Below are 25,320 nucleotides of genomic sequence, written 5' to 3' on the forward strand. Positions count from 1 at the left end.
GGCTGAACCAAGGCCATTCAGTCGCCATCCACTGTAGGAAACAAGATTTTTCCTTGAAGGTCACAAAGTTTGCCGCGATTGGAGACAGTTTCAGCGTCAATGATGAAATCACCACCGATGGAAGCTGGAATGTTTTGGTTGTAGACGATTTGTTTGATAGTGGGGCGTCGATGGACGCGGCATGCGCTGTTCTGCGTAAATATCCGAAAGTAGGGAAAATTTACGTCGCAGCGCTAACTTGGAAGTGAATTCAATGACCACTGTATTTATTGCTGGCTCTATCAACATCAAGAACCTTGATCCGAAGGTTAAAGAGCGCATCAATAATATCGTCGCGTCAGATTTTGAGGTGGTGGTTGGGGATGCAGGTGGCGCCGATACCTCCATTCAGGAGTACCTGCTGAGTCTCGAACGATCCAGAACCACAGTGTTCTGCAGCGGTTCTGCTCCGAGGAACAACCTTGGACAGTGGCCCGCCAGAACAGTCGACTCCAAGCATTCCAAGGGGTCGAGAGCCTTCTTCACCGAGAAAGACGTCGTCATGGCCGAAACTGCTGACTACGGCTTGATGATCTGGGACGCAAAGAGCACCGGCACGCTCAGCAACGTCATTGAATTGTTGTCGAGAAAGAAGAAGTCGCTTGTTTTCGTCAACAAGGAAAAGGAATTCAAAGTAGTCGGAGACGTCAGTCAGCTCGAAGAATTGGTTGCATTCATGTCCGATCACGCCAAGCAAAAAGCCAATGAAAAAATCAAACTGTTCGACCGTATTTCCCTATTGAAGCACGATCAGGCAGAGCTTTCTTTTTGATGATGTTTCACGGCTTACCTGAACCCCGGCACCTTGTCGGTGCCGGGATCGCAGGCTCTTAGCGACTGACCTTCCACGCATCCCCAGCCGGCGCCTTGCCATGGTCATACGGCTTGCCAATCCACATATAAACCAGCCCCAAGCCAATCACGATCGCAGTACTCAACACCATCGCATAGTTCACATACCACGCTGCATCCGGCGTACGTGGCCAGGCCATGTTGATGATCGCGCCAACGCCATACACCAGCGCGCCAATGTTCACCGGCCAGCCCCACGCGCCGAGGGTGAATTTGCCGCTGGGTTTCCAGCCTTTGCTGCGGGCGTACAGCGCGGCCAGCACGATCATCTGGAACGCGAGGTAGATGCCGATGGCGGCGAAGCTGACGATGGTGGCCACGGCGTCTTGCAGGAAGAAGCCGAGGGCGATGATCAGGGCCGGCAGGACGCCGGACACGAACAGCGCGGCAACTGGTACTTGGGTGGTAGGAGAAATCTTTTTCAGCAGTCGGCTGCCGATGACCATTTCGTCGCGAGCGTAGGAGTACAGCAGACGGCTCGCCGCTGCTTGCAGGCTGATGACGCAGGAGATGAAGGAAATCATCACCACGCCCATCACCACTTTCGAACCGACCGGGCCGAAGGCGTTGTTGAGGATGGTGGTGACCGGGTCTTTGTCGGTGCCGTTGATCACCGCTTGCATGTCCGGCACGGCGAGAATCAGCGCCAGGCAGGCGAACATTGCCGCGATGCCGCCGATGTAGATGGTCATGCGCATGGCCACCGGGATTTTCGCGCTCGGGTTCGGGGTTTCTTCGGCGACATCGCCGCAGGCCTCGAAGCCGTAGTAGAGGAACATCCCCGCCAGCGAGGCAGTGAGAAACGCCGGCAGGTACGAGCCGTCGACGCGGATGTCGAAGGTGTTGAACAGCACGCTCAGCGGTTGATGGCGTTCGAATACCAGCAAGTAAACACCGACGATCACTGCGCCAACCAGTTCGCAGAGGAAGCCGAACATAGCGATACGCGCCAGCACTTTGGTGCCGCTGAGGTTGACCAGTGTGGCGAACAGGGTCAGCACCAGGGCGATGACGATGTTGGTGTTGTTGCTTGGCTCAAAACCGAGCATGGCGGCCAGATACGGGCCAGCGCCGACCGCAACGGCTGCGATGGTGACGCAGAGGGCGATGGAGTAGATCCAGCCGACCATCCATGCCCATTTCTTGCCGACCAATCGGCGTGCCCAAGGGTAAACACCGCCTGAAATCGGGAACTGCGAAACCACTTCGCCGAAGATCAGGCACACCAGCAACTGGCCGCAACCGACCAGCAAGTAGGCCCAGAACATCGGAGGGCCGCCAGCGGCAAGGCACAGGCCGAAGAGGGTATAAACCCCTACGACCGGTGACAGATAAGTGAAGCCCAAGGCGAAGTTTTCCCACAGGCTCATGCTGCGGTTGAAGTTCGAGGTGTAGCCCAGTTTGCGCAGTTGTTCGGCATCGCTGTCGGCGACGGCTGCGGCGAGATCGGGTGAGGAACTCATGTGTGTTTTGCTCCGTGAAATCGGCAGATTTCGGATGGCCGAGGCCGTGACGGGGCTTTTTGGGCGCCGCCCGGTTCGGTAGTTGTTGTTAGGTGTGGAATCCTGGTGGTGCGTAGTGCCGGTTTCTTTCCTGATACCGGGGTGACGCCTTCGCGAACAGGCTCGCTCCCACATTTGGAATACTTACTCCTGTGGGCGCGAGCCTGCTCGCGAAGCTTTTAAAGGCTTAGTGCTTGAACATCACATGCCGAACCGTGGTGTAGTCCTCCAGTCCATACATCGACATGTCTTTCCCGTAACCAGACAATTTCTGACCGCCATGGGGCATTTCGCTGACAAGCATGAAGTGCGTATTCACCCACGTGCAGCCGTACTGCAACCGCGCCGACATGCGATGCGCGCGTCCTACATCTGCCGTCCACACGGAGGAGGCGAGGCCGTAGTCGGAATCGTTAGCCCATTCCAACGCCTGCGCTTCATCAGTGAACTTGGTCACTGAAACCACCGGCCCAAACACTTCGCGGCGGACGATTTCGTCGTCCTGCTGCGCATCGGCCAACACCGTCGGCTCGAAGAAGAAGCCGTTACCGTCAACAGCCTTACCGCCAGTGATCAAACGAATGTGCGGCTGCGCCACAGCACGCTCGACAAACCCGGCCACACGGTCGCGATGTTGCGCGGTGATCAACGGCCCCAGTTCAGTCGACGGATCATCCTGCAAGCCATACTTGATGCTGCTGACCGCCGCGCCGAGCTTCTCGACGAATTTGTCGTAAATGCCTTGCTGCGCGTAGATCCGACAGGCCGCCGTGCAATCCTGCCCGGCGTTGTAGAAACCGAAGGTACGAATACCTTCCACCGCCGCATCAATATCGGCGTCGTCGAAGATGATCACCGGCGCCTTGCCGCCCAGTTCCATGTGCATGCGTTTAACGCTGTCGGCAGTGCTGGAAATGATGTTGGCGCCCGTGGCGATCGAACCGGTCAGCGAAACCATGCGCACTTTCGGGTGCGTAACCAATGGGCTGCCAACGGTAGGACCGCGACCAAACACCAGATTGAGTACACCGGCCGGGAATATTTCCGACGCCAGTTCGGCCAGACGCAACGCGGTCAGCGGGGTTTGTTCCGACGGCTTGAGCACCACGGTATTACCTGCCGCCAGCGCCGGGGCGATTTTCCAGGCGACCATCATCAGCGGGTAGTTCCACGGCGCAATGGAGGCGATCACGCCCACCGGATCGCGGCGGATCATCGAGGTGTGGCCGGGCAGGTATTCGCCAGCGGCCGAGCCGCTCATGCAACGGCTGGCGCCGGCGAAGAAACGGAACACGTCGGCAATCGCCGGAATCTCGTCGTTGAGCGCGGCACTGTAGGGTTTGCCGCAGTTGTCGGATTCGAGCTTGGCCAGTTCTTCGCCGTGGGCTTCGATGGCGTCGGCGAGTTTGAGCAGCAGTAGCGAACGGTCTTTCGGCGCGGTTTGCGACCAGTCGGCGAACGCGTTGTCGGCAGCGCGTACGGCGGCGTCGACCTGAGCTTCAGTGGCTTCGTTGATCTCCACCAGGACTTCGCCGCGCGAGGGGTTGAGCACCGGTTGTGCCGGGCCTTCGCCGTTGACCAGTTGGCCGTTGATCAAGAGTTTGGTTTGCATGTCTGTTGTCCTCACTAATACTTTTATTGTTCTGGCCGAATCGATAACCCTGTGGGAGCGAGCTTGCTCGCGAAAGCGGTGTGTCAGTCGACATCAATGTCGGATGTGACGGCCTCTTCGCGAGCAAGCTCGCTCCCACAGGGGAAAGTGGTGTCTTTCAGATGTTTATTTGCCGCCGCTACCGGCAACGCTTTCGCCACCCCGGGTCAGGTAATAAGCGCCCAAAATCGGCAGCATCGTCACCATCATCACCAGCATCGCGACGACATTGGTCACCGGCACATCCCGTGGGCGGCTGAGCTGGTTGAGCAGCCACAACGGCAACGTGCGTTCATGCCCGGCGGTGAACGTGGTGACGATGATTTCGTCGAACGACAGCGCAAACGCCAACATGCCGCCGGCCAGCAGCGCCGAGCCAAGGTTCGGCAGGATGATGTAGCGAAACGTCTGCCAGCCATCGGCGCCGAGGTCCATCGAGGCCTCGATCAAACTGTGCGAAGTGCGGCGCAGGCGGGCGATGACGTTGTTGTAGACGATCACCACGCAGAAGGTCGCGTGGCCGACGATGATGGTGAACATCCCCGGTTCGATCCCCAGCGTCTTGAAGGTTGCCAGCAGCGCGATCCCGGTGATGATCCCCGGCAATGCGATCGGCAGGATCAGCATCAGCGAGATGCCCTGCTTGCCGAAGAAATCCCGGCGATAAAGCGCGGCTGACGCGAGCGTACCGAGCACCATGGCAATCAACGTGGCGATGGCTGCGATCTGCAATGAAAGCTTGATCGCCTCCAGAACATCCGGCCGCGAAAACGCCACGCTGAACCAGTGCAGCGTGAAGCCCTTCGGCGGAAAGCTGAACGCGGCTTCTTCAGTGTTGAAGGCGTAAAGGAAGATGATCAGGATCGGGAAGTGCAAAAATACCAACCCGCCCCAGGCTGCGATTTTTAAGCCCAGTGAGGCCTGCCCTTGTGATGAAGAGTCAGAGCGCATCGAAAGCCCCCAGTCGTTTGACAATGGACAGGTAAACCGCGATCAACACAATCGGCACCAACGTAAACGCCGCCGCCATAGGCATATTGCCAATCGCCCCCTGCTGCGCGTAGACCATGCTGCCGACAAAGTAGCCCGGTGGCCCGACCAGTTGCGGCACGATGAAATCGCCCAAGGTCAGCGAAAACGTAAAGATCGAACCGGCCGCAATGCCCGGAATCGACAGCGGCAGAATCACCTGCATAAAGGTCTGGCGCGGCTTGGCGCCGAGGTCGGCAGAAGCCTGCAACAGCGACGGCGGCAGACGTTCCAGCGACGCCTGAATCGGCAGAATCATGAACGGCAGCCAGATGTACACAAACACCATGAACCGCCCCAGATGCGAGGTCGACAAGGTGCTGCCACCGACGCCGGGAATCCCCAGAATGAACTGCAACACCGGCTCCAATCCAAGGTGTTGCACAAACCACTGCGCCACGCCTCCCTTGGCCAACAGCAACGTCCACGCATACGCCTTGACGATATAACTGGCCCACATCGGCATCATCACCGCGATGTAGAAAAACGCCTTGGTCTTGCCGGTGGTGTAGCGCGCCATGTAGTAGGCAATCGGGAACGCGACGATGGCGCTGGCGATCGACACAACGATGGCCATGCTTAGCGTGCGCAGGATGATGTCGAAGTTCGACGGCTGAAACAGTGCGGCAAAATTTGCCAGGGTCAGGTCGGGAGTGACCGCCATGGTGAAGTCGTCGAAGGTGTAGAAACCTTGCCACAGCAGCACCAGCAACGAGCCGAGATAAATCGCGCCAAACCACAGCAGCGGCGGCACCAGCAGCATCGACAGATACAGGTTCGGCTTGCGATAGAGCAGGTTGGAAAACCTGCGCAACGGCGGCGAGGCAGTCATCGCGAGCGTGCTCATGTCACACCCCGCTCGCCACGGTGTCGTGCAACGGAATCATCGCTTCCCGCGCCCAACGTGCGCTCAGGCGCTGGCCGGTCTGATGCTGCGCGCTGCTGTCGAGCCACTGAGTGTTGGCGTGGCTGATGCTCAGGGTCTGGCCGTTTTCCAGTTTCAGTTCATAACGCGTGGCGCTGCCCTGATATTGGATGTCGTGGAGTAACCCGCTGACTTCGATTTCGTGGCTGGCCAATGGGCCTTCGGCAAACCGCACGTGTTCCGGGCGGATCGAAAACGGCTGCGGATGACCGCTGATTTCACGCGCCAGATCGCCACGAATCACGTTCGAGGTACCGACGAATTCAGCGACAAATGTGGTGGTGGGTTTCATGTACAGGTTGCGCGGCGTGTCGACCTGCTCGATGCGGCCCTTGTTGAACACGGCGACGCGATCGGACATTGACAGCGCTTCGGTTTGATCGTGAGTGACGAAGATGAAAGTGATGCCGAGCTGGCGTTGCAGCTTCTTCAGTTCGCTCTGCATTTGTTCGCGCAGTTTCAGGTCGAGGGCGCCAAGCGGCTCATCGAGCAACAGCACACGCGGGCGATTGACCAAGGCGCGGGCGAGGGCGACACGTTGGCGCTGACCGCCGGACAACTGCACCGGTTTGCGTGCGCCGTAACCGCCGAGGGCGACCATGTCCAAAGCTTCTTCGGCGCGTTTATGCCGTTCGGTTTTGCCGATGCCTTTGACCTTCAAACCGTAGGCGACGTTGTCGAGGACGTTCATGTGCGGGAACAGCGCGTAATCCTGAAACACTGTATTGACGTCACGTTGATACGGCGGCAAACCGGCCGCCTCGGCCCCGTGAATGCGGATCGAACCGGCGCTCGGTTGTTCGAACCCGGCGATCAGCCGCAGGCAGGTGGTTTTGCCCGAGCCGGATGGGCCGAGCATGGAAAAGAACTCGCCGTCCTCGATATCGATGGAAACCCGGTCAACGGCCTTGACCTCGCCGAACTGCCGGGAAACGTTGGTGAACTGGACTGCAAGCGTCATGGTGCGGTGCTCCAAAAAGGCGAGGGCCGTCGCAGCGGCCCTGCCCAGCCTTTTGAAAAAACAGTCTTTCGAATGATCGTTCCCACGCTCTGCGTGGTAATGCTGCCTGTGAGGCTCTGCGTCACCTCGTGCAAATGGACGCGGAGCGTCCGGTGATGCATTCCCACGCAGAGCGTGGGAACGATCGGCATCTAACGGTGAATGCGATCCGCTTTTAGCTCCCCTCTCCCTCCGGGAGAGGGCGGGGGGTGAGGGTGGCGGTTTCGGCCATTGCTCTGAGATCAAGAGCAAAGGCAAAAGCTACCCCCTCACCCCAACCCTCTCCCCCAGGGGGGCGAGGGGGAAAGGGAGTTCGACCGAGTCGCTCCCGGGCTTAGCGGCCGCCCATGATCGCGATGTAGTCCTGGGTCCAGCGGCTATACGGCACAAATTTGCCACCCTCGGCCTGCGGGGTTTTCCAGAAGGCGATCTTGTCGAACTGGTCGAAACCGTTGGTCTTGCAACCTTCAGCGCCAAGCAACTCACTCTCTTTGCACGCCCCAGGAACGGCCGGCAACGAACCAAACCACGCCGCCACATCACCCTGGACTTTCGGTTTCAGTGACCAGTCCATCCACTTGTACGCGCAGTTCGGGTGCTTGGCTTCGGCGTGGAGCATGGTGGTGTCGGCCCAGCCGGTAGCGCCTTCTTTGGGAATGGTCGAAGCAATCGGCTGTTTCTCGTTCATCAGGCCGTTGACCTGATACGGCCAGGCGCTGGAGGCGACCACGCCTTCGTTTTTGAAGTCGCTCATCTGCACCGTGGTGTCGTGCCAGTAGCGGTGGATCAGCGGCTGCTGTGCGCGCAACAGATCAAGCACGGCTTTGTACTGATCTTCGGTCAGTTGATACGGATCCTTGATTCCCAGTTCAGGCTTGGTCGACTTCAGATACAGCGCCGCATCTGCGATGTAGATCGGGCCGTCATACGCCTGCACGCGGCCCTTGTTCGGCTTGCCGTCGGGCAGATCCTGAGCGGTGAACACCACGTTCCAACTGGTCGGCGCAGTCTTGAACACGTTGGTGTTGTACATCAGCACGTTCGGTCCCCACTGGTACGGGGTGCCGTAAGTCTGCTGGTTGACCACGTACCACGGCGCATCTTTCAGGCGCGGGTCGAGGGTGTTCCAGTTCGGGATCAACGCGGTGTTGATCGGTTGCACACGCTTGCCGACGATCAACCGCAGTGAGGCATCGCCTGATGCGGTGACCAGGTCGTAACCGCCCTTGGCCATCAGGCTGACCATTTCGTCCGAGGTAGCGGCGGTTTTCACATTGACCTTGCAGCCGGTCTCTTTCTCGAAACCGGTCACCCAGTCATAGGCCTTGTCGCTCTCACCACGTTCGATGTAACCCGGCCACGCAACGATATCCAGCTGACCTTCGCCAGCACCGACAGCCTTTAACGGCTCGGCCGCTTGCAGGCTGGCGCTGGCCAGCAGGGCCGTGGTGATTGCACTGAGCAGTGCGGTCTTGTGCACGAACATGGTTGAACCCTCTTCTTTAAATTATGGTCGGGGCAGTTGTGAACGCGGTGAAGCATGCCGTTGGCGGCTTGTTATTAGCGTAGTCAGAGATGCTGGCCGTGGCGGGCCATGATGTGCCGCACCACGCTGTAGTCCTGCAGCGAATCACTGGATAAGTCTTTGCCGTAACCGGAGCGTTTCAGCCCACCGTGGGGCATTTCGCTGACCAGCATGAAATGGCTGTTGATCCACGTGCAGCCGTACTGCAAGCGCGCGGCAACCTGCATGGCCTTGTCGAGATTCTGTGTCCAGACCGACGAGGCGAGGCCGTATTCGGAGTCGTTGGCCCAGTCGACGGCTTGCGCGAGTTCGTCGAAACGGGTCACGGTGACCACCGGGCCGAACACTTCGCGCTGGACGATTTCGTCGCTCTGTTTGCAACCGGCGAGCAGCGTCGGCTGATAGTAGAAACCGGCACCGGAGTGCACCGCCGCACCGGTCACGCGTTCGATGTGCGGCTGGCCGAGGGCGCGCTCGACGAAACTGGCGACGCGGTCGCGCTGACGGGTGCTGATCAGCGGGCCGATCTCATTATCGGCATCACGTTTGCCGGCGAAGCGCAGGCTGCTGACGGCGGCGCCGAGTTCGGCGACCAATTTGTCGTGAATCCCGGCCTGCGCGTAGATCCGGCAGGCAGCGGTGCAGTCCTGCCCGGCGTTGTAGTAACCGTAAGTGCGCACGCCATCGACCACGGCCTGGATGTCGGCGTCGTTGCAGACGATCACCGGGGCTTTGCCGCCGAGTTCGAGGTGCGTGCGTTTCAGGGTTTTCGCGGCGGCCTGGAGGATTTTCTGCCCGGTAACGATATCGCCGGTCAGCGAGACCATGCGCACCTTGGCGTGGCCGACCAAATGGCTGCCGACGCCTTCACCGCCACCGCAGATGATGTTGATGACCCCGCGCGGGAGGATTTCGGCCAGCGCTGGCGCCAGAGCGAGGATCGACAGCGGCGTGTGTTCGGATGGTTTGAACACCAGCGTGTTGCCGGCGGCGAGGGCCGGGGCGATTTTCCACGCGGCCATCATGATCGGGTAATTCCAAGGCGCAATCGAGGCGACCACGCCAATCGGATCGCGACGGACCATGCTGGTGTAGCCCGGCAGGTATTCGCCACTGAGCTGCCCGGTCTGGCAGCGCACGGCGCCAGCGAAGAAACGGAACACATCGACCGTCGCGGTCAAATCGTCCTGACGCGCCAGGTGCAACGGCTTGCCGCAGTTCAGCGATTCGAGGCGGGCGAGGTGGTCGGCGTGTTTTTCCACGGCGTTGGCGATCTCGAGCAACAGGTTCGAACGTTGCTGCGGCGTGGTGCGTGACCACTCGGCAAAGGCGCGGTGGGCGGCGAGGATGGCGGCTTCGACTTGCTCGGTGCTGGCCTCGGCGATGTGCGTGAGGATTTCGCCGGTGGCCGGATTGAGAATCGGCTCGACAAAACCTTCCCCGGCGACCAGTTCGCCGTCAATCAACAACGCGGTACACATCGGGGTCTGCGCGCCAGCCATTTTCCGCGATCTCTTTTCTTGTGTGGCCATTGTTGCTCCCTGAAACCCGGGAGCCGGCCGTCTTATAGATGCAGCAAGACTAGTGCGCGGCTCCGAGGTCGACAAATACTAAATACTGAAGGCAGCATTCGATTAAATAGATGGCTTGCGCCCGCCGTGGGGTTGCTCGCGTGCGACAGTCAGGAATGGGTCGACCAATGTGGGACGCGCGGTGCCACGGCGCCAGGCCAGGCCGACGTCCAAGGTCTGATTGAGGTCGGCGATCGGACGCGCTTCGATGATGTCGCCCTCCAGCGACCATGGGCGATAAGTCATGTCCGGCTGGATCGACACGCCCAATCCGGCGGCGACCAGACTTCGCACGGCCTCGGTGGACGCGGTTCTCAGAGTGATTTTCGGTTGCAGCCCGGAACCGCGCCAGAAACGCTGGGCATTGCGATCCATTTCATCGACGTTAAGTTGAATCAACGGTTCGCGGGCGACGTCGGCGAGATTGATGCTGTCGTGCTCCAGCAGTGGATGCTGGGCCGGAAGCCACAAACGGTGCGGTGAGTGAGTCAGTACTTCAGTCTGCAAAGCGTGGCGATCTTCGAGGTTGGAGAGGATCAATACGCCGACATCGATCTCGCCACTGACCAGCAAATGCTCGATGTAGGGCCGTTCGTCTTCCATCACTCTGATTTCGACATTGGGATACGCGCGCTGAAACCGGGTGAGCAGATCCGCCAGGTAATAACCGGCGACCAGACTGGTTACGCCGACGATCAACTGCCCGGCGACCTGATCGGTACTCTGTTGCAGGCTGCGTTTGGCGTTGTCCACGGTCGCCAGAATCAGGTGCGCCTGGCGTAGGAATTGATGACCTTGGTGTGTCAGCGTCATGCCCTTGGCGTGGCGGCTGAACAGGCTGACGCCGATTTCCTCTTCCAGTTGCTGGATCGCCAGGGTCAGGGTCGATTGGGATATGAACGCGGTTTGCGCGGCGGCGGAGATCGAGCCGGTCTCGGCCACGGCGATGAAGTGACGAATCTGACGCAGGGTCATCATGAGAAGGGCTACCCAGTGGGCGGTTTTTATAGATTGGCCTGAGTGTATATCTATTTTCACGAAGGGCTGCTGCAGGGCGAGCAACATCTGGAAGCACACTCGCAGGTCGGACAGGGGCACTTTCGAACTAGGCTGAGGGCCTTATAGATCCGGATAACCCCTGTTTGGAGGCGGAACATGAACACCCGTGGATTGCTCGATCAACTGCTCAAGTCCGGCCAGGATCTATTGCAGAACAAGGCTGGCGGAACGCAGAACAAACCGGCTGCCGGAGGCTTGGGCGGTTTGCTCGGCGGCGCATCAGGCTCTGGTGGCCTCGGCAGTCTGCTGTCAGGTGCAGGTGGTGGTGCATTGGCCGCAGGTGCGATGGGCCTGCTGCTCGGTAACAAGAAAGTGCGCAAGGTCGGCGGCAAAGTTGCGATCTACGGCGGCCTCGCGGCGCTGGGTGTGTTGGCCTACAAGGCTTACGGCAACTACAACGCGCAAAAAGGCACAGCGCCACAAAGCGAGCCGCAAACCCTCGACCGCTTGCCACCGGCACAAGCCGAACAGCACAGTCAGGCCATTCTCAAAGCACTGGTGGCGGCCGCCAAGGCTGACGGCCATATCGATGACCGTGAACGCCAACTGATCGAAGGCGAATTCACCAAACTCGACAACGATCAGGAATTGCAACACTGGCTGCACGCCGAGCTCAACAAACCCTTGGACCCGACCGACGTCGCCCGGGCCGCGAGCACGCCGGAGATGGCGGCAGAAATGTACATCGCCAGTGTGATGCTGGTGGATGAGGAAAGCTTTATGGAGAAGAGCTATCTGGATGAACTGGCGCGGCAACTGAAGCTGGAGCCGGGGTTGAAGGTGGAGTTGGAGAAGCAGGTGCGCATCGCATCGGTGTAAACCCGGCTGGCCCTTTCGCGAGCAAGCTCGCTCCCACAGGGGATTGCGTTCCAATGTGGGAGCGAGCTTGCTCGCCAAGGCATTTTCCGCCGCACCCCGGCGGCAATGACAGATCTATCGCCTCTTTTTGCCATTACCCCACTGGCACGCCCACCCGCAATTGTCGGACAGTCCTAGCCCAGAGCCCTCCCGCGACCAAGGCGGACAGGCCCGAGGGTTACAAAGCGTCTTATAAATGAAACACCGCCCTCGGCTATACTCCCCGCATTTCGACTAGGCACGAGGAATCACTGTGAAGAACTGGACGTTGCGCCAACGCATTTTGGCGAGCTTTGCGGTGATTATCGCCATCATGTTGCTGATGGTTGTCGTCTCTTATTCGCGGTTGCTGAAGATCGAGGCCAGTGAAAACAGCGTGCGTGATGACGCGATTCCCGGCGTCTATTACAGCTCGATGATCCGTGGCGCGTGGGTCGACAGTTACATGCAGACGCAAGAACTGCTCGGACTCAAGGAAGGTCAGGGGATTTCCAGCGAGGACGCGGCCGACTACAAGGCTTTCGAGGCGCGTTTGCAGGAGCAGATGGAGAACTATCGCAAGACGATGGCGACCGACGAGGATCGTCTCGAGTTTGCCGCGTTCGAGAAGTACCACGACGCCTACCTCCAGATTCAGGATGCCGTGCTGGACCTGCACAAGCGCAACCTGGAAGCGGACGCGGTCAGGATGTTCCACGAAAAGCTGACGCCAGCCTGGTATTCCGGGCGTATGAAGCTCAACGACATCATCGGCGAGAACAAGAGAGTCGCCGATCAGGCCATGAACAACATCGACGAGGCGGTGGCGGCGGCCAAGGTCAGCATGTTCGTCTCGCTGCTGGTGGCTGTGCTGGCGGCCGGTGCCTGCGGCTTGCTGTTGATGCGCGCGATCATGGCGCCGATGAACCGCATTGTGCAGATTCTCGAAACCATGCGTACCGGCGACCTCAGTTCGCGTCTCAACCTCGACCGCAAGGACGAGTTCGGCGCCGTCGAAACCGGCTTCAACGACATGATGACCGAGCTGACTGCGCTGGTATCCCGTGCGCAACGTTCGTCGGTGCAGGTCACCACCTCGGTGACCGAAATCGCTGCCACCTCCAAGCAACAACAAGCCACCGCTACCGAAACCGCCGCGACCACCACCGAGATCGGCGCGACTTCGCGCGAGATCGCCGCTACCTCGCGCGATCTGGTACGCACCATGACCGAAGTGTCCACCGCCGCCGATCAGGCCTCGGTGCTGGCCGGCTCCGGCCAGCAAGGCCTGGCGCGCATGGAAGACACCATGCACTCGGTGATGGGCGCGGCCGATCTGGTCAACGCCAAACTGGCGATCCTCAATGAGAAGGCCGGCAACATCAATCAGGTGGTGGTGACTATCGTCAAGGTTGCCGACCAGACCAACCTGTTGTCGCTCAACGCAGCGATTGAAGCCGAAAAGGCCGGTGAATACGGTCGCGGTTTTGCCGTGGTTGCCACCGAAGTGCGGCGTCTGGCGGATCAGACCGCTGTCGCCACTTACGACATCGAGCAAATGGTCCGTGAGATCCAGTCGGCGGTGTCGGCGGGTGTCATGGGCATGGACAAGTTCTCCGAAGAAGTGCGCCGTGGCATGTCCGAAGTGCAGCAGGTCGGCGAGCAGTTGTCGCAGATCATCCATCAAGTGCAGGCGCTGGCGCCGCGGGTGTTGATGGTCAACGAAGGCATGCAGGCCCAGGCCACCGGCGCCGAGCAGATCAACCATGCGCTGGTGCAGTTGGGCGACGCCAGCAGCCAGACCGTCGAGTCGCTGCGTCAGGCCAGTTTCGCCATCGACGAACTGAGCCAGGTGGCCGTCGGGCTGCGCAGCGGCGTTTCGCGATTCAAAGTCTGATGAGCGAAATCCTCGCCAAACGCAGCGCCGCGCAGGTGGCGAAGCCGGCGTTATTCCTGCTGTTTCGCATCGGCAGCGAGCGCTACGCCTTGCGCGCCACCGAAGTGGCGGAAGTGCTGCCGCGCCTGCCGCTCAAGCCAATCGCCTGGGCGCCGCAGTGGGTCGCCGGGGTGTTCGCCTATCGCGGTGCGGTGGTGCCGGTGATCGACCTCAGCGCATTGACCTTCGGTCATCCCGCCGAGGCGCGCACCAGCACCCGTCTGGTATTGGTCAATTATCGGCCGGATGAAGCGCAACCCGCGCAATGGCTCGGGCTGATTCTCGAACAGGCCACCGACACCCTGCGTTGCCATCCGCAAGAGTTTCAGCCTTACGGCCTCGACAACCGCGCGGCGCCGTACCTCGGCCCGGTGCGTGAAGATGCCCAGGGATTGGTGCAATGGGTACGGGTCAATGACTTGCTCGATGACGCCGTGCGTACTTTGCTGTTCCCCGATCCGCCGCTGAGTCCGGCGCAGCTTGAGGCGCAGTCATGAGCAGTGATCAGCGCTTTTTCGACTTTCTCAAGGAGCGCATCGGCCTCGATGTGACCTCGGTTGGCCCGGCGATCATCGAGCGCGCTGTGCGCCAGCGCACGACACTCTCGCAAGCCGCGCATGCCGATGAGTATTGGCAATTGCTGCAAGGCTCGCGAGACGAACAACAGGCGCTGATCGAAGCGGTGATCGTCCCCGAGACGTGGTTTTTCCGTTATCCAGAGTCTTTTGCCACGCTGGGCAAACTGGCGCGCAATCGCCTCGCTGAACTGAACAATATGCGTGCTTTGCGCATTCTCAGCCTGCCATGTTCCACCGGCGAAGAACCCTATTCGATTGCCATGGCCTTGCTCGATGCCGGGCTCAAACCGCATCAGTTCAAGGTCGATGGCATGGACGTCAGCCCGCTGTCGGTGGAGAAGGCGCGGCGTGCGCTGTACGGCAAGAATTCGTTTCGCGGCCAGGATCTGGACTTTCGCGAACGGCACTTCACGCCTGAGCAGGACGGCCATCGGGTCAATGACTATGTGCGTGAGCAAGTGCGTTTGCAGGTCGGCAATGTGCTCGATCCGACGCTGCTGACCAGCGAGCCAGCGTTCGATTTCGTGTTCTGCCGCAACCTGCTGATCTATTTCGACCAGCCGACGCAGAAGCAGGTGTTCGAGGTGCTCAAGCGCCTGACCCATTTCGATGGCGTGCTGTTTATCGGCCCGGCCGAGGGCAGTTTGCTCGGGCGTCTGGGCATGCGTTCGATCGGTATCCCGCAATCCTTCGCGTTCAGTCGCCACAGCGATCCGCACCCCGAGCCGTTGCCAACGCCCAAGCCCATCGTGGTGCCGGTCAGCCAACCGCCTCGCAGCACGCAGCCAGCACCAGTTCGCACTCGACCGTTTGCCGCCGTAACGCCACTGCCGACCGCCAGCAAAAGTGCCAACCCGGATGCGGCGACCCTGCTGGCCAATATCGCCGCGCTGGCCAACGAAGGCAAAAGCGCTGAAGCCCGGGCGGCCTGCGAACAGTATTTGCGTAGCCATGAACCGGTGGCTCAGGTGTTTTACTGGCTCGGTCTGCTCAGCGACGTCGCCGGCCTGACCCTCGAAGCTCAGGGCTTCTACCGCAAGGCGTTGTACCTCGAACCGCAACACCCTGAAGCGTTGATGCACCCGGCCGCGTTGTTGCAGGCTCAGGGCGATACAGCGGGTGCCAGACGATTGCAGGAGCGTGCCGCCCGCAGCGGCCGCACCGCCGACAGTGAGCGTAAACGATGATCCCGTCCGACACCTTGAACGTCACCCACGAAGACGCCCGGGCCATCGACGATTGCTGGAACCGCATCGGCATTCACGGCGACAAGTCCTGTCCGCTGCTCGAAGACCACATTCATTGCCGCAATTGTTCGGTGTATTCCGCCGCCGCCACGCGCCTGCTCGACCGTTATGCGTTGCAACAGGACGAACGCGACCCGGTGGCGATCGCTGTCGAAAGCGATGTGAAAACCCGCTCGCTACTGATGTTCCGGCTCGGTGAAGAATGGCTGGGGCTGGCGACGCGCAGCCTCGTCGAAGTCGCGCCACTGCAGGCGATTCATTCATTGCCGCACCAGCGCTCACGCGCATTGCTCGGTGTGGCCAATGTGCGCGGCGCGTTGGTGGCCTGCCTGTCGCTGGTTGAATTGCTCGATCTGGATGGCAACGCCGCGCCAGCCACCGGCGCGCGCATCATGCCGCGGATGCTGATCATCGCCGCCCGTGGCGGGCCGGTGGTGGTGCCGGTGGATGAGGTCGACGGTATTCATGCCATCGACGAGCGCATTCTTGATGCCGCCTCGCAATCCGGCGCGCAAGCCAGTGCCAAATACACCCGTGGTGTTCTGCAGTATCGCGGTCGCAGCCTGCGTTGGCTGGATGAAGAACAGCTGCTGTCCGCCGTGACCCGGAGCCTCACATGACCCCCGAGCAAATGCGCGACGCCTCGCTGCTTGAGCTGTTCAGCCTCGAAGCCGAAGCCCAGACCCAAGTGCTCAGCGCCGGATTGCTGGCCCTGGAGCGCAACCCGACCCAGGCCGATCAACTGGAATCGTGCATGCGCGCGGCGCATTCGCTCAAAGGCGCGGCGCGAATTGTTGGCATCGACAGCGGCGTCAGCGTCGCCCATGTCATGGAAGATTGCCTGGTCAGCGCGCAGGAAGGGCGCTTGTTGCTGCGGCCCGAACATATCGATGCGCTGTTACAGGGCACCGATTTGCTGATGCGCATCGCTACACCGGCCAATGCGCCGCAGCCGAGCGATATTGAAACTTACGTGGCGTTGATGGCGGGTTTGCTCGATCCGTCGACGCCGCTGGCAGCGTTCGTTGCGCAGCCGATGGCCGAGTTGCAACTTGAAGCGCCGCCCGTATTTGAACTGACGCCAGCGCCGATCATCGAAGCCCCGGTCGAAACCTCTGAACCGGCGCCACGCAAAAGCAAACGCACCACCGAAGGTGGCGAGCGGGTGCTGCGGGTCACCGCTGAACGGCTGAACAGTTTGCTCGATCTATCGAGCAAGTCGCTGGTGGAAACCCAGCGCCTCAAACCGCATCTGGCGACCATGCAGCGCCTCAAACGCATGCAGAACAACGGCTTGCGTGCGCTGGAAAATCTCAACGTGCACCTCAAGGAACACGCGCTGAGCCTTGAAGCGCTCGAAGCCTTGGAAGACGCGCGCCGTTTGCTCGCCGAATCCCAGCAATTGCTGAGCGAGAAAAACGCCGAACTCGACGAGTTCGCCTGGCAGGCCAGCCAGCGCGCACAAGTGCTCTACGACACGGCGTTGGCCTGCCGCATGCGACCCTTTGCGGACGTGCTGACCGGTCAGGTGCGCATGGTCCGCGATCTGGGCCGCAGCCTCGGCAAGCAGGTGCGGCTGGAGATCGAAGGCGAGAAAACCCAGGTTGATCGCGATGTGCTGGAAAAACTCGAAGCACCGCTGACGCATTTGCTGCGCAATGCGGTCGATCACGGCATCGAAACCCCGGAACAACGGCTGCTCAAGGGCAAACCGGAAGAAGGCTTGATCCGCCTGCGCGCCTCGCATCAGGCCGGTCTGCTAGTGCTGGAGTTGAGCGATGACGGCAATGGCGTCGACCTGGAGAAGGTCCGCCGCAGTATTGTCGAGCGGCAGTTATCTCCAGCCGAAACCGCTGCGCAACTGAGCGAAGAAGAACTGCTGACGTTCCTGTTCCTGCCCGGTTTCAGCTTGCGCGACACGGTCACCGAAGTTTCTGGACGGGGCGTTGGCCTCGATGCCGTTCAGCACATGGTTCGCCAGTTGCGCGGGGCCGTGGTGCTGGAGCAAACGGCGGGAGAGGGCAGTCGCTTTCATCTGGAAGTACCGCTGACCTTGTCGGTGGTGCGCAGTCTGGTGGTGGAAGTTGGCGAAGAGGCCTACGCCTTCCCGCTGGCGCACATCGAACGCATGTGTGATCTGGCGCCGGAGGACATCGTGCAGGTCGAAGGCCGTCAGCATTTCTGGCACGAAGGCCAGCACGTCGGGCTGGTTGCGGCCAGCCAGTTGCTCAACCGCCCGGCCAGCCAAAACAGTGGCGAAACCCTTAAAGTTGTGGTGATCCGTGAGCGCGATGCGGTTTACGGGGTTGCCGTGGAGCGCTTTATTGGCGAACGCACGCTGGTGGTCTTGCCGCTCGATGAGCGTCTGGGCAAAGTGCAGGACATCTCCGCCGGCGCCTTGCTTGATGACGGCTCGGTGGTGCTGATCGTCGACGTCGAAGACATGCTGCGCTCGGTGGACAAACTGCTCAATACCGGGCGCCTTGAGCGCATCGCGCGTCACGGCAATCAAGCTGCCGAGGCGGCGCGCAAGCGGGTGCTGGTGGTCGACGACTCGCTGACCGTGCGCGAGCTGCAACGCAAACTGCTGCTCAATCGCGGCTACGATGTCGCCGTGGCGGTGGACGGCATGGACGGTTGGAACGCGCTGCGTTCGGAAGACTTCGATTTGCTGATCACCGACATCGACATGCCGCGCATGGACGGCATCGAGCTGGTCACGCTGCTGCGCCGCGACAACCGTCTGCAATCGCTGCCGGTGATGGTTGTGTCATACAAGGATCGGGAAGAGGACCGCCGCCGTGGCCTCGATGCCGGCGCCGACTATTATTTAGCCAAAGCCAGTTTTCATGACGACGCCCTGCTCGACGCAGTGGTCGAGCTTATTGGAGGAGCGCGGGCATGAAGATCGCCATCGTCAACGACATGCCCATGGCGGTGGAGGCCCTGCGCCGGGCGCTGGCCTTCGAGCCGGCGCATCAGGTGGTCTGGGTCGCCCGCAATGGTGCCGAGGCAGTGCAACTGTGCGCCGAAAACACCCCGGATCTGATCCTGATGGATCTGATCATGCCGGTGATGGACGGCGTCGAAGCCACGCGCCGGATCATGGCCGAAACCCCGTGCGCGATCGTCATTGTGACGGTCGATCGCCAGCAGAACGTGCACCGGGTCTTCGAAGCCATGGGCCACGGCGCGCTGGACGTGGTCGATACCCCGGCGCTCGGCGCCGGCAATGCCCGAGGAAGCGGCGGCGCCGTTGCTGCGCAAGATCCTCAATATCGGCTGGCTGATCGGCGAGAAACCCACGCGCTCGCGTCCGACGCCGACGGCCCAGCGCAGTTCTGCGTCGTGTCAGCGACTGGTGGCGATCGGCTCATCTGCAGGCGGGCCGGCGGCGCTGGAGGTGCTGCTCAAAGGCTTGCCCAAGGATTTCTCGGCGGCGATTGTGCTAGTGCAGCATGTCGATCAGGTCTTTGCTGCCGGCATGGCCGAATGGCTGGCCAGCGCCAGTGGCCTCGATGTGCGTCTGGCCCGTGAAGGCGAACCGCCGCAGGCCAGCGCCGTGTTGCTGGCCGGCACCAACCACCATATTCGCTTGTTGAAAAACGGCACGCTGGCCTACACCGCCGAGCCGGTCAACGAGATCTACCGCCCCTCTATCGATGTGTTTTTCGAAAGTGTCGCCAGTTATTGGAATGGCGACGCGATCGGGGTTTTATTGACCGGGATGGGACGCGACGGCGCGCAAGGGCTTAAGCTCATGCGCCAGCAGGGTTACTTGACCATCGCGCAGGATCAGCAAAGCAGTGCGGTGTACGGCATGCCCAAAGCCGCCGCGGCGATTGATGCCGCGGTTGAAATCCGTGCGCTGGAAAAGATAGCGCCACGATTGCTGGAGGTTTTTCCCAAATGAACAGGTTTATCCGCAATCCTGGCCCCCGCAGTACTCAGGTGACCGCCCATGAATGACTTACAGATCGACGACATTAAAACCGACGAAAACGCCGCCATGGTGTTGTTGGTGGACGATCAAGCGATGATCGGCGAAGCGGTGCGCCGTGGGCTGTCGAATCAAGAAAACATCGACTTCCACTTCTGCTCCGACCCGCAGCAGGCCATTGCCCAGGCGGTGCGGATCAAACCGACGGTGATTCTCCAGGACCTGGTGATGCCCGGCCTCGATGGCCTGAGCCTAGTGCGCGAATACCGCAATCACCCGGCGACCAAGGACATTCCGATCATCGTCCTGTCGACCAAGGAAGACCCGCTGATCAAGAGCGCGGCGTTCTCTGCCGGCGCCAACGATTACCTGGTGAAACTGCCGGATACCATCGAGCTGGTGGCGCGCATCCGCTATCACTCGCGTTCCTACATGACCTTGCTGCAGCGCGACGCGGCGTACCGCGCGCTGCGCGTCAGCCAGCAGCAATTGCTCGACACCAATCTGGTGCTGCAACGCCTGATGAACTCCGACGGCCTGACCGGGCTGTCCAACCGCCGGCACTTCGACGAGTACCTGGAACTGGAGTGGCGCCGCTCACTGCGGGAACAGAGTCAGTTGTCGCTGTTGATGATCGACGTCGATTACTTCAAGTCCTACAACGACAGCTTTGGTCACGTTGAAGGCGACGAAGCGTTACGCAAGGTCGCTACGGCGATCCGCGAGGCCAGCGCACGACCGTCGGATCTGCCGGCGCGTTATGGCGGTGAGGAGTTTGTGCTGGTGCTGCCGAACACCTCGCCGGGCGGCGCGCGGCTGGTCGCGGAGAAACTGCGCCAGACCGTGGCATCCTTGAAAATCCCGCACAACACCCCGGCGGAAGGGGCGAGCCTGACCATCAGTATTGGTCTGGCGACCATGGTGCCGCAGGCGGGTAGTGATTGTCGGTTGCTGATTTCGGCGGCGGATCGTGGCCTTTACCTGGCGAAGAACAATGGGCGTAATCAGGTCGGGATCGAGTAAACGCTGACCCTCACCCCAGCCCTCTCCCAATGGGAGAGGGGGCCGACCGGGGTGTCTGGCGCTGAACATCGACCTGATCGACCGAGTCGATTATGGATCTTCAAGCTTGGCGATCATGGATTCGGCAAAGCCATTTCACGTCGGCGTACCTCCCGAGCAAACCCGAATCAGTCCCCTCTACCTCTGGGAGAGGGTTAGGGTGAGGGCAAAGGCTTTAATGATCCCCACACCCGCCAGACGGGCTGCCGTCACAGCCTGATTACGTTATACTCGCCGGCTTTCAAAAGTTCGCCAACGAGTGCTGCCCGTCATGGAAATCAACCCGATCCTGAACACCATCAAGGACCTGTCCGAGCGCTCCGAAACTATTCGGGGGTATCTTTGACTACGATCAAAAGCATGAGCGTCTGACCGAAGTCAATCGCGAGCTTGAAGATCCGAGCGTCTGGAACAAACCTGAATACGCCCAGGAACTGGGCCGCGAGCGCGCTGCGCTGGCGCAGATCGTCGATACCCTCGATGAACTGAACGGCGGTCTGGCCGATTGCCGCGACCTGCTGGACATGGCCGTCGAAGAAAACGACGAAGGCGCAGTGGGCGATGTCGTCGCCGAGCTGGCCCGTCTCGAGGAAAATCTGGCCAAGCTGGAATTCCGCCGCATGTTCAGCCATGAAATGGATCCGAACAACGCGTACCTGGACATCCAGGCCGGTTCCGGCGGCACCGAAGCCCAGGACTGGGCCAACATCCTCCTGCGCATGTACCTGCGCTGGGCGGATAAACGCGGTTTCGACGCGACCATCATGGAACTGTCGGCCGGTGAAGTCGCCGGTATCAAAGGTGCGACCGTGCACATCAAGGGCGAATACGCCTTTGGCTGGCTGCGTACCGAAATCGGCGTACACCGTCTGGTGCGCAAGAGCCCGTTCGACTCCGGCAACCGTCGTCACACCTCGTTCTCCGCGGTTTTCGTCTCGCCAGAGATCGATGACAAGGTGGAAATCGAAATCAACCCGGCAGACCTGCGGATCGACACCTATCGTTCCTCCGGTGCCGGTGGTCAGCACGTAAACACCACCGACTCGGCCGTACGTATCACTCACGTACCGACCAACACCGTGGTCAGCTGCCAGAACGAGCGTTCCCAGCACGCCAACAAGGACACCGCCATGAAAATGCTGCGGGCCAAGTTGTACGAGCAGGAAATGCAGAAACGCAACGCCGCGTCGCAAGCGCTGGAAGACACCAAGTCCGACATCGGCTGGGGTCACCAGATTCGCTCGTACGTGCTCGATGCGTCGCGGATCAAGGATCTGCGCACCAACATCGAACGCAGCGACTGCGACAAGGTACTCGACGGCGATATCGACGAATACCTGGAAGCCAGCCTGAAATCCGGGCTGTAAAAGACGCATTACAGGATCGGCTGATTCAACCCGATCCCTGTAGGAGCCAGCCCTGCTGGCGATCCCCGGGCCGCAAGGCCCGGGGGCAACGAACCTGATGGAATATCTAAAGACATGAGCGACCAACAACTCGACCCGCAAGCCCTGCAACAGGAAGAAAACTCCCTGATCGCCCTGCGCAAGGAAAAGCTGGCTGCCGAGCGCGCCAAGGGCAACGCCTTCCCGAACGACTTCCGCCGCGAAAACTACTGCGAAGATCTGCAGAAGAAATACGCGGACAAGACCAAGGAAGAGCTGGCAGAGGCTGCAATCCCGGTCAAGGTTGCCGGTCGCATCATGCTCAACCGTGGCTCGTTCATGGTGATCCAGGACATGACCGGTCGCATCCAGGTCTACGTCAACCGTAAAACCCTGTCGGAAGACACCCTCGCCGCGGTGAAAACCTGGGACATGGGCGACATCATTGCCGCTGAAGGCACCCTGGCGCGTTCCGGCAAGGGCGACCTGTACGTTGAAATGACCAGCGTGCGTCTGCTGACCAAATCTCTGCGTCCGCTGCCGGATAAGCACCACGGCCTGACCGACACCGAACAGCGCTACCGTCAGCGCTACGTTGACCTGATCGTCAACGAAGACGTGCGCCAGACCTTCCGCGTGCGTTCGCAAGTGATCGCGCACATCCGCAGCTTCCTGATGAAGCGCGACTTCCTCGAAGTCGAAACGCCGATGCTGCAGACCATTCCGGGCGGCGCTGCGGCCAAGCCGTTCGAAACCCACCACAACGCGCTGGACATGGAAATGTTCCTGCGTATCGCGCCAGAGCTGTATCTGAAGCGTCTGGTGGTCGGTGGTTTTGAAAAGGTCTTCGAGATCAACCGCAACTTCCGTAACGAAGGCGTTTCGACTCGTCACAACCCTGAATTCACCATGTTGGAGTTCTATCAGGCGTACGCCGATTACGAAGACAACATGGACCTGACCGAAGAACTGTTCCGTGAACTGGCGCAACTGGTACTGGGCAGCACCGACGTGCCGTACGGCGACAAGGTGTTCCACTTCGGCGAGCCGTTCGTGCGTCTGTCGGTGTTCGACTCGATCCTCAAGTACAACCCTGAGCTGACCGCCGATGATCTGAACGACATCGACAAGGCGCGCGCCATCGCCAAGAAGGCCGGCGCCAAGGTGCTGGGCTTCGAAGGTCTGGGCAAACTGCAGGTGATGATTTTCGAAGAGCTGGTCGAGCACAAGCTGGAACAGCCGCACTTCATCACCCAGTACCCGTTCGAAGTGTCGCCGCTTGCGCGTCGCAACGACGACAACCCGAACGTCACCGACCGCTTCGAGCTGTTCATCGGTGGCCGTGAAATCGCCAACGCCTACTCCGAGTTGAACGACGCGGAAGACCAGGCCGAGCGCTTCATGGCGCAGGTGGCCGACAAGGACGCCGGCGACGACGAAGCCATGCACTACGACGCCGACTTCGTGCGCGCGCTGGAGTACGGCATGCCGCCAACGGCCGGTGAAGGTATCGGTATCGACCGTCTGGTGATGTTGCTGACCAACTCGCCGTCGATTCGCGATGTGATCCTGTTCCCGCACATGCGACCGCAAGCGTAAACGTTTCAGTTAAAAAGCCGCCTAAAACAGGCGGCTTTTTATTGCCTGTCTGGTACAAATGTATCAATTGGTTACTTTTGAATTGCAGAGGAAGTTCTGTCGTGATGGGTGCAATAGCTCAAGAAGGTGCAGCGGGTATCGCCACTGCGGTCGCTGAAAGCGTTCAGTACCAGGGTCGCAAGGCCAGCCGACAGGGCAGTGAGCAGCGTCGCCAGGACATTCTCGACGCGGCGATGCGCATTGTCGTGCGTGACGGTGTGCGTGCCGTGCGCCACCGCGCGGTGGCGGCCGAGGCCGGAGTGCCGCTGTCGGCGACCACCTATTACTTCAAGGATATCGACGACCTGCTCACCGATACCTTCGCTCAATACGTTGAACGCAGCGCGGCGTACATGGCCAAGCTGTGGGTCAACAACGAAGGTTTGCTGCGCGAAATGGTCGTCAGTGGCGACGGCAGCCCGGAGTCGCGCTCGCAGCTGGCTGATGACATCGCGCGGTTGATGGCTGACTACGTGCATCGTCAGTTGGTTAACCGTCGTGAACATTTGATGGCTGAACAGGCGTTCCGTCAGGAAGCATTGCTTAATCCGCGTCTGGCGATTCTGGTGCGTTCGCATCAGCAGATTCTGTTGCAGGGCACCTGCCAGTTGTTCCAGGTGCTGGGCTCGCGTGAACCGCAACAGGATGCCAAGGTGTTGACGGCGATTATCGGTCGGATGGAATATCAGGGCCTGCTCAACGACGCCGAGCCTTTGGCCGAAGAGGACATGCTCGGCATTCTGACGCGCTATATGCATCTGGTGCTTGCGTCGGTCTGATCCTCTGGGGAAACATTGAACCCTGTGGGAGCGAGCTTGCTCGCGAAGACGGACTGACATTCAACATTAATGTTGGCTGTGCTGACGCTTTCGCGAGCAAGCTCGCTCCCACAGGTTCGGTGGCGTATTCAAGGGCGGCGAATGTTCATAGGGAGTATTGAATGAAAGCCTGGCGTGGCGTGCTGATCGCCTTGTCGTTCCTGCTGCTCAGTGGCTGTCTGGTGACCTTCAAGGAGCCGCTGACCGCCAGTGACCCGGCGCCCAAGGGCCTGCTCGGCAAATGGTCGAGCACCAACGCCTGGGGCGAGCCGATGAACCTTGAGCTGACGCGCCTGGGCAAGGACCGCTATCAGGCTGTCACGTACTTCAAGGCCAAATCCCGCGAACGCGAAGCCTATCCCTTCACTGTGTCGCGCCATGGCAGCCGCTGGTATCTGTCGGCGAAAGTCCCGGCGCAGTACGGTGGCCACTTCACCATCGCCGGCTTCGAACTCACCGACAAACACGAACTGGTGGTCTACAACCTCGATCTCGAGCAGATCAACCAGGCGATCAAACAAAAAGCCCTCGACGGTCAGGCCTTCCAGACCGACGATGGCGACGGCGTGCAAGTCGACAGTAACCTCGATAAGGTCTTTGCTTACCTCGATGATCCGGCCAATTCCGATGTCTTCGTGGAAGCCGTGCGCTACCAGCGCCAGGCCCGCGCCCAATAATTCAGAACGTCAGGTTTTCTACAGGAGTTTCGGGTGGACGATTACCAGC

21 protein-coding genes and 1 pseudogene are annotated in these 25,320 nt (G+C 60.4%); 14 read left to right on the forward strand and 8 right to left on the reverse strand.

Features of this window, described 5'->3' with window-relative positions; translation table 11 throughout:
- The first annotated feature begins 53 nt into the window (after nt 1–53).
- Together AB4O11_RS13845 and AB4O11_RS13850 are read left to right on the forward strand one after the other, a co-directional pair.
- Nucleotides 54–248, forward strand: coding sequence for a phosphoribosyltransferase (locus AB4O11_RS13845; protein WP_225919965.1), 195 nt, complete (start codon nt 54–56; stop codon nt 246–248).
- Nucleotides 249–253: 5 nt separating this feature from the next.
- Nucleotides 254–811, forward strand: coding sequence for a hypothetical protein (locus AB4O11_RS13850; RefSeq protein WP_186621977.1), 558 nt, complete (start codon nt 254–256; stop codon nt 809–811).
- Between the two features lie 58 nt (nt 812–869).
- Here the strand turns inward: AB4O11_RS13850 and AB4O11_RS13855 are convergent, their stop codons facing one another.
- From AB4O11_RS13855 to AB4O11_RS13890, 8 genes are all read right to left on the reverse strand, one after another.
- Nucleotides 870–2,354, reverse strand: coding sequence for an APC family permease (locus tag AB4O11_RS13855; RefSeq protein WP_460130940.1), 1,485 nt, complete (start codon nt 2,352–2,354; stop codon nt 870–872).
- A 226-nt stretch (nt 2,355–2,580) separates the two neighbouring features.
- The gene (locus tag AB4O11_RS13860) at nt 2,581–4,005 is read right to left on the reverse strand and encodes a gamma-aminobutyraldehyde dehydrogenase (protein WP_093436754.1); all 1,425 of its coding nucleotides are present in this window, start codon (nt 4,003–4,005) and stop codon (nt 2,581–2,583) included.
- Between the two features lie 165 nt (nt 4,006–4,170).
- The gene (locus AB4O11_RS13865) at nt 4,171–4,995 is read right to left on the reverse strand and encodes an ABC transporter permease (RefSeq protein WP_093436751.1); all 825 of its coding nucleotides are present in this window, start codon (nt 4,993–4,995) and stop codon (nt 4,171–4,173) included.
- Entirely contained in the window at nt 4,985–5,905 is a 921-nt protein-coding gene (locus AB4O11_RS13870) for an ABC transporter permease (protein ID WP_007908947.1), read from the reverse strand. Before AB4O11_RS13870 ends, AB4O11_RS13865 begins: the two co-directional genes overlap by 11 nt.
- A 16-nt stretch (nt 5,906–5,921) precedes the next feature.
- Nucleotides 5,922–6,959, reverse strand: coding sequence for an ABC transporter ATP-binding protein (locus AB4O11_RS13875; protein WP_460130942.1), 1,038 nt, complete (start codon nt 6,957–6,959; stop codon nt 5,922–5,924).
- 373 nt (nt 6,960–7,332) lie between these two features.
- The gene (gene ydcS, locus AB4O11_RS13880) at nt 7,333–8,484 is read right to left on the reverse strand and encodes a putative ABC transporter substrate-binding protein YdcS (protein ID WP_257357081.1); all 1,152 of its coding nucleotides are present in this window, start codon (nt 8,482–8,484) and stop codon (nt 7,333–7,335) included.
- Between the two features lie 83 nt (nt 8,485–8,567).
- Nucleotides 8,568–10,025, reverse strand: coding sequence for a gamma-aminobutyraldehyde dehydrogenase (locus AB4O11_RS13885; RefSeq protein ID WP_095050362.1), 1,458 nt, complete (start codon nt 10,023–10,025; stop codon nt 8,568–8,570).
- A 132-nt stretch (nt 10,026–10,157) separates the two neighbouring features.
- Nucleotides 10,158–11,072, reverse strand: coding sequence for a LysR family transcriptional regulator (locus tag AB4O11_RS13890; RefSeq protein ID WP_093436738.1), 915 nt, complete (start codon nt 11,070–11,072; stop codon nt 10,158–10,160).
- A 177-nt stretch (nt 11,073–11,249) separates the two neighbouring features.
- Here AB4O11_RS13890 and AB4O11_RS13895 point away from each other — a divergent pair, with 177 nt between their 5' ends.
- The 12 genes and pseudogenes from AB4O11_RS13895 (at nt 11,250) to AB4O11_RS13950 (ending at nt 25,271) form a co-directional block, all read left to right on the forward strand.
- Entirely contained in the window at nt 11,250–11,972 is a 723-nt protein-coding gene (locus AB4O11_RS13895; protein WP_093436735.1) for a tellurite resistance TerB family protein, read from the forward strand.
- Nucleotides 11,973–12,264: 292 nt separating this feature from the next.
- Nucleotides 12,265–13,887, forward strand: a complete 1,623-nt coding sequence (locus tag AB4O11_RS13900; RefSeq protein ID WP_460130944.1) for a methyl-accepting chemotaxis protein — start codon at nt 12,265–12,267, stop codon at nt 13,885–13,887.
- A complete protein-coding gene (locus AB4O11_RS13905) occupies nt 13,887–14,423 on the forward strand; it encodes a chemotaxis protein CheW (RefSeq protein WP_460130946.1) in 537 nt (178 codons plus the stop codon). The genes AB4O11_RS13900 and AB4O11_RS13905 overlap by 1 nt, the downstream gene beginning before the upstream one ends.
- Nucleotides 14,420–15,691: a CheR family methyltransferase gene (locus AB4O11_RS13910; protein WP_460130949.1), complete on the forward strand. Its 1,272-nt coding sequence runs from the start codon at nt 14,420–14,422 to the stop codon at nt 15,689–15,691. The genes AB4O11_RS13905 and AB4O11_RS13910 overlap by 4 nt, the downstream gene beginning before the upstream one ends.
- Entirely contained in the window at nt 15,688–16,371 is a 684-nt protein-coding gene (locus tag AB4O11_RS13915) for a chemotaxis protein CheW (protein ID WP_093436721.1), read from the forward strand. Before AB4O11_RS13910 ends, AB4O11_RS13915 begins: the two co-directional genes overlap by 4 nt.
- Entirely contained in the window at nt 16,368–18,656 is a 2,289-nt protein-coding gene (locus AB4O11_RS13920; protein WP_460130951.1) for a response regulator, read from the forward strand. The genes AB4O11_RS13915 and AB4O11_RS13920 overlap by 4 nt, the downstream gene beginning before the upstream one ends.
- A pseudogene (gene cheB, locus AB4O11_RS13925) lies at nt 18,653–19,664 on the forward strand (chemotaxis-specific protein-glutamate methyltransferase CheB). Before AB4O11_RS13920 ends, cheB begins: the two are co-directional and overlap by 4 nt.
- Nucleotides 19,665–19,712: 48 nt before the next feature.
- Nucleotides 19,713–20,714: a response regulator gene (locus AB4O11_RS13930; RefSeq protein ID WP_093436712.1), complete on the forward strand. Its 1,002-nt coding sequence runs from the start codon at nt 19,713–19,715 to the stop codon at nt 20,712–20,714.
- 310 nt (nt 20,715–21,024) lie between these two features.
- Nucleotides 21,025–22,120 (forward strand): peptide chain release factor 2 gene (gene prfB, locus AB4O11_RS13935; RefSeq protein ID WP_099758102.1). Its coding sequence is split into 2 segments (ribosomal slippage): nt 21,025–21,096 and nt 21,098–22,120, totalling 1,095 coding nucleotides; the frame shifts between segments, so codons are not numbered across the junction.
- A gap of 114 nt (nt 22,121–22,234) precedes the next feature.
- Nucleotides 22,235–23,737, forward strand: coding sequence for a lysine--tRNA ligase (gene lysS / locus AB4O11_RS13940; RefSeq protein ID WP_007908910.1), 1,503 nt, complete (start codon nt 22,235–22,237; stop codon nt 23,735–23,737).
- 104 nt (nt 23,738–23,841) lie between these two features.
- Nucleotides 23,842–24,555 (forward strand): TetR/AcrR family transcriptional regulator, encoded by a 714-nt coding sequence (locus AB4O11_RS13945; protein ID WP_034154855.1) that lies wholly within the window; start codon nt 23,842–23,844, stop codon nt 24,553–24,555.
- 161 nt (nt 24,556–24,716) lie between these two features.
- Nucleotides 24,717–25,271, forward strand: a complete 555-nt coding sequence (locus AB4O11_RS13950) for a hypothetical protein (protein WP_460130953.1) — start codon at nt 24,717–24,719, stop codon at nt 25,269–25,271.
- Nucleotides 25,272–25,320: the final 49 nt, after the last annotated feature.

The sequence above is a fragment of the Pseudomonas sp. H1_D05 genome (assembly GCF_054682705.1).